Raw genomic sequence first — 4,853 nt, 5'->3', positions numbered from 1 at the left:
GATGATATTCCATCAGAGATTTGGGATTGGGATCATATTGATATACACCCCACATGGATACTTATAAGGCAAAAAGCCAATGAATTACTGGAAAAATTGGGAATTGAGAGCAGGACTTATAACGACGATTATACGACGGTGTACGATAGTAAAGGAAATATACTGAAGAAAGGAAAAAGCACTAGCCTTAAATAAAAAAATCTCGACCCTCTTACAAACCAAAAAAGCCTCTCATTTTCATGAGAGGCTTTCGGGTAAATGATGGGGCTCGAACCCACGACCCTCGGTACCACAAACCGATGCTCTAACCAACTGAGCTACATCTACCGTTTGGAGAGTGCAAAAATAGAAATCTTACGCCGATTTGCAAACTCTTTTTAAAATTACATTTGGCTTACCTGTTTAATTTAGAACGATTTTAATTAATCACTAAATTTGTAACTATGGCTGAGCAATTAATTGAACTGAATGTGACAGGGATGCATTGTAATAATTGCGCCTTATCTATACATAAGTTACTCGAAAAAAAAGGCTTACATAATATACTGGTTGATTTTGCCAGCGAAGAGGTAAAATTTTCAACCAGCGACAACACCAAACTCCCCGAAATAAAAAAAGGCATAGAAAATTTAGGATTTAGGGTTATTGATGATATTGCGCATCACCAGCCGGCATTTTATGAAAAGGTAGAGAACAAATTTATCTTCTGCGCCTTATTTACCGCCCCGCTCCTGCTGCATATGATACTACCCTGGCACTTTTTACACCAGCCCGTGGTACAGTTTTTACTATGCCTGCCGGTGTTTATAGTAGGCTGCCTGCATTTTGGTAAAAGCGCATGGAGTTCGGTCAAGGGCGGCGTACCCAATATGGATGTGCTGATATTTATTGGCTCAACATCGGCATTTATATATAGCCTGGTGGGTACCATTCAAAACTTAGGCGCACAATATCAGTTTTATGAAACCTGTGCTACCATTATTACCCTGGTGCTGTTAGGTAACGTGTTCGAAAAGCGCTCCGTTACCCAAACTACCTCGGCAGTAAAAGATCTGATCAAATTTCAGCAGGTAAATGCCAACCGTGTTATCAATGGTGGTGTTGAAGTGATCAGCGCCAAAGAGGTACGTCCCGGTGATACTTTACTGGTTAACCAGGGCGACAAGATCCCGGTGGACGGCGAAATACTCTCGGGCAGCGCCTCGGTTGACGAAGCCATGCTCACCGGCGAAAGTTTGCCGGTAGAAAAAGAGAAATATGATAAGGTAATCGGCGGTACTATACTGCTTAACGGTAATATTCACATGCTGGCCACCAAGGTTGGCTCCAACACTATCCTGTCGCAGATCATTGATCTGATGAAAAAAGCTCAGGCTGCCAAACCACCCATACAAAAACTGGGCGACAGGGTTGCATCCATATTTGTGCCTGCTGTGATAGGCATTGCGCTGCTTACTTTTGTGCTTACCTATTTTGTGGGTCATACAGGCCTGCAACACGCGCTCATGAACGCTATCGCGGTACTKGTGATATCATGTCCCTGTGCCATGGGTTTGGCTACCCCTACGGCAGTAATGGTTGGCCTGGGTCGTGCCGCAAAAAGTGGTATCCTGATTAAAGGCGGCGATACTATTGAAGCCGTGGCCAATACCAAATATGTGGTGTTTGATAAAACGGGTACTTTAACTACCGGTAAATTTCGCATTAATGAGATAAAGGCCGAGCCTGGGGTTGATATAGAACAAGTAAGGGGCATCATCATAGCCATTGAAGAAAGATCAAACCACCCGATAGCCAAATCATTAGTATCCGGCTTAAAAAAACTGCCTAAACAAAAGGTGATACTAAAAGTAGCCAGGGAAGAAAAAGGGTTAGGTATGCGTGCCGAAGGTGTGGAGGGCAATAATTATTTCCTGGGAACCGCCAAGCTCAATAAGAATGATCATTTTAACTTATCGCTGTATAAAAACCAAAAATTGCTGGCCCAAATAGCTATTGACGATGAGATAAAACCCGAAACCGCCTCCCTGATTGCTGAGCTTAAAAAAATGGGGATAGTGCCTGTGCTTTTAAGCGGTGATAAAAAAGACCGCTGTTTAAATGTTGCCGGCCAGATAGGGATTAAAGAAGTACATGCCGAAAAACTACCCGACGAAAAGCTAAAGGTTATTGATATTTACAAACAAAAGGGCAAAACCATAATGATAGGCGATGGCATAAACGATGCCCCTGCCCTAACCAAAGCCGATGTTGGCGTTTCCATGAATGATGCCAGCCAGGTAGCCATACAATCGGCCAGTGTGGTGTTGCTGAATACCGATCTGCATTCGGTTATCAAATTTTTGCAGATCAGCAAACACACACTACTTACCATCAAACAAAATCTTTTCTGGGCATTTGCCTACAATATCATAGCTATACCTGTTGCAGCATTAGGCTTTTTAAACCCAATGATAGGCGCTTTTACCATGGCTTTTTCTGATGTGGTGGTTATTGGCAATTCGTTGAGACTAAAGGTTAAGAGAATAAGCCCCCCCGCCCCCTAAAGGGGGAGTTTTCGATTAGCATATTAAATTCGTGCTCCCCCTTTAGGGGGTTGGGGGGCTTTACTATATTTGCATAATGATCGAGATTTTTACAGACGGTGCATCAAGCGGAAATCCGGGACCGGGTGGCTACGGGGTTATATTGCGTTCGGGCAAGCATTATAAGGAACTATCTGAAGGTTTCCGCAAAACTACCAACAACCGTATGGAGCTGCTGGCTGTGATTAAGGGACTGGAAGCCATAAAAACCCCCAACCAGCAGGTCATGATATTTTCCGATTCCAAATATGTGATTGATGCCATTGAAAAAAGATGGGTTAATGGCTGGCTGCAAAAGGGTTTTGCCGGTAAAAAGAACAAGGATCTTTGGCTGCGTTACCTCGACATCAGCAAACAACACCAGATAAAATTCACCTGGGTACGCGGTCATAACGGTCACCCCGAAAATGAGCGTTGCGATGAGCTGGCTGTAGCGGCAGGTAAACAAAAACCATTACTGATAGATTCTGTTTTTGAGGTAGAGAACGCTAAGGCTGGGTTATTGTAATAATTATCAATCTATAAAAAGCAAAAGATTTAGTAGAGGGGCCATACTTTGACGACGCAACAGATAGCTATTCTTACCATCGTTCTTCCCGTTAGCAGATAAGCTTCGGCCGAAAGCGGGCAGAACATGATGGACTGTGTGATAGCAGGGGCATTAGCAAACCTTGCCGAAGCCGAGGATTGAGCGAACGAAGTAGCGGCAAGGTTTAGCAGCCCGTGGTTCTGGCTGGTTTGCAGGGCAAAGGCCTTGTGCGCAAAGAAGCATTTCTGCTGACTTGATCTTTGGTTACTTTGTATCAAGACAAAGTAACAGCCACAGCGGCAATTGAGCGCTCTACAATAGGCACAATTCGCTCTGTACAGCTTAGAGATTGCTTCGTGCCTCGCAATGACGTAGGGTGTATTTTGGAGCAAAACCCTTCGTCCAAAATTAAATTACCATCTACCGGCTAATTCAATAACCTGCAGGTCCTGAATTTTATCACCATTAATATTAAAACGCATGAGGGTACGCACCTTATGCCATCCCTGCTGCCCCGCGGCGCCCGGATTAAGATGCAGACAGCCAATAGTTTTATCAGGCATTACTTTGAGTATATGCGAATGCCCGCAAATGAATAGCTTAGGCGAATTTAAATAGATCTCCTTCTTTACCGCCGGGCTATATTTACCCGGATAACCGCCGATATGGGTCATCCAAACATCAACCCCTTCACAATTAAAACGCAAGTGCTCGGGGTAAACCTGCCTGATATCTTTACCGTCGATATTTCCATACACGCCTTTTAATGGTTTAAAGGCCGCCAGCTTATCGGCCAGTTCAAGAGTACCGAAATCTCCGGCGTGCCAGATCTCATCACAATTATCAAAATGCTTAAAAACGGCGTCGTCAAGGTAGCTGTGGGTGTCGGATATAAGGCCTATGCGGGTCATGGGAGCAAATATAGACACAAGAGGTAAGAGTCGAGAATCAAGAGAATAGAAAAATTGTCATGCTGAACATAGTGAAGCATCTATTATACGATAAGCAAGAGGGCGAATAGATCCTTCGTTCCCTGCCAATGACGTACTTGTTTTTAGTTCCCCTCTTGAGAGGGGTGCGTAGGAATCGCTATACGTGCGATAAAAAGGACACACCCCTCCCCCTCTCAAGAGGGGAATCGCACAACCTTCCGCTTCTTATGTCATTTAACCATTTAGACACCGCTGGTTTGATACCTCAGGATGATAAGTGAAGTTAGATAAATTAAAAAATCGTCAAAAACCCTTTCAATATTTCCTGGTATTGCTTGCTGTAAACCTTTGGCGCATCATAGATCACAAATCGCTCTTCTTCAGCTTGCTGAGCATCAAAACCAAAAGCCAATATTTCTCGATGCGGTGCATCCGCTTTAAAAGAATGTAGTGTAATAATTTTTTGTGAATAGAGCCTATACTGCAAGGCCAGCTGCTTTACTGGTACAGCAGTTTCTGGAGGCAGTATCAGCCAGCAAACGCCGTTATTGGTAAGATGAGCAGATACATTCTGAATTAGCTTATCAAAAAAGCGCTCGTCGGTATGTTTGGCTAAAGTTTTCCTTGCACCAGGTGATTGCAGCGAATTGATATAGAATGGAGGATTGGAAACAATAAGGTCAAATTTCCTATCGGGATAAGCGTCAAAAAACGCCTCAAAACCCGATGGATATAAAGTAAGCCTTTCGGCAAAGGGAGAGTTTTTAAAATTGCTGTCGGCTGTTATGGCCGCGGTTTGATCAATCT

At 43.7% G+C, this 4,853-nt stretch carries 5 protein-coding genes, 1 tRNA gene and 1 pseudogene; 3 read left to right on the top strand and 4 right to left on the bottom strand.

Annotation, left to right across the window (positions count from 1 at the left end; translation table 11 throughout):
* Positions 1–195, top strand: a pseudogene (locus tag AC1DRQ_RS29490) (hypothetical protein); the annotation flags it as partial.
* A 58-nt stretch (positions 196–253) separates the two neighbouring features.
* Here the strand turns inward: AC1DRQ_RS29490 and AC1DRQ_RS29485 are convergent.
* Positions 254–327, bottom strand: a tRNA-His gene (locus AC1DRQ_RS29485).
* A 116-nt stretch (positions 328–443) separates the two neighbouring features.
* Between AC1DRQ_RS29485 and AC1DRQ_RS29480 the strand changes: the two genes are divergently transcribed.
* Both AC1DRQ_RS29480 and rnhA read left to right on the top strand, forming a co-directional pair.
* Positions 444–2,546 (top strand): heavy metal translocating P-type ATPase, encoded by a 2,103-nt coding sequence (locus AC1DRQ_RS29480; RefSeq protein ID WP_477429396.1) that lies wholly within the window; start codon positions 444–446, stop codon positions 2,544–2,546.
* A 76-nt stretch (positions 2,547–2,622) separates the two neighbouring features.
* Entirely contained in the window at positions 2,623–3,093 is a 471-nt protein-coding gene (gene rnhA / locus AC1DRQ_RS29475) for a ribonuclease HI (RefSeq protein ID WP_429395178.1), read from the top strand.
* 29 nt (positions 3,094–3,122) lie between these two features.
* Here the strand turns inward: rnhA and AC1DRQ_RS29470 are convergent, their stop codons facing one another.
* The 3 genes from AC1DRQ_RS29470 to AC1DRQ_RS29460 all read right to left on the bottom strand — a co-directional run.
* The gene (locus AC1DRQ_RS29470; RefSeq protein WP_429395176.1) at positions 3,123–3,392 is read right to left on the bottom strand and encodes a hypothetical protein; all 270 of its coding nucleotides are present in this window, start codon (positions 3,390–3,392) and stop codon (positions 3,123–3,125) included.
* Positions 3,393–3,527: 135 nt separating this feature from the next.
* Positions 3,528–4,025 (bottom strand): metallophosphoesterase family protein, encoded by a 498-nt coding sequence (locus tag AC1DRQ_RS29465; protein WP_477429392.1) that lies wholly within the window; start codon positions 4,023–4,025, stop codon positions 3,528–3,530.
* Positions 4,026–4,338: 313 nt separating this feature from the next.
* A partial coding sequence (locus AC1DRQ_RS29460) for a hypothetical protein (RefSeq protein WP_477429390.1) occupies positions 4,339–4,853 on the bottom strand: 515 nt, incomplete at its 5' end.

It is taken from the genome of Mucilaginibacter sp. P4_E8, from assembly GCF_056401495.1.
This window is presented reverse-complemented; position numbering and strand designations above follow the sequence as displayed.

What these genes read in the sequence shown, in the direction of transcription:
- AC1DRQ_RS29465 (WP_477429392.1), bottom strand. Translation starts at nt 4,025, where the DNA reads ATGACCCGCATAGGCCTTATATCCGACACCCACAGCTACCTTGACGAC.
- rnhA (WP_429395178.1), top strand. Translation starts at nt 2,623, where the DNA reads ATGATCGAGATTTTTACAGACGGTGCATCAAGCGGAAATCCGGGACCG.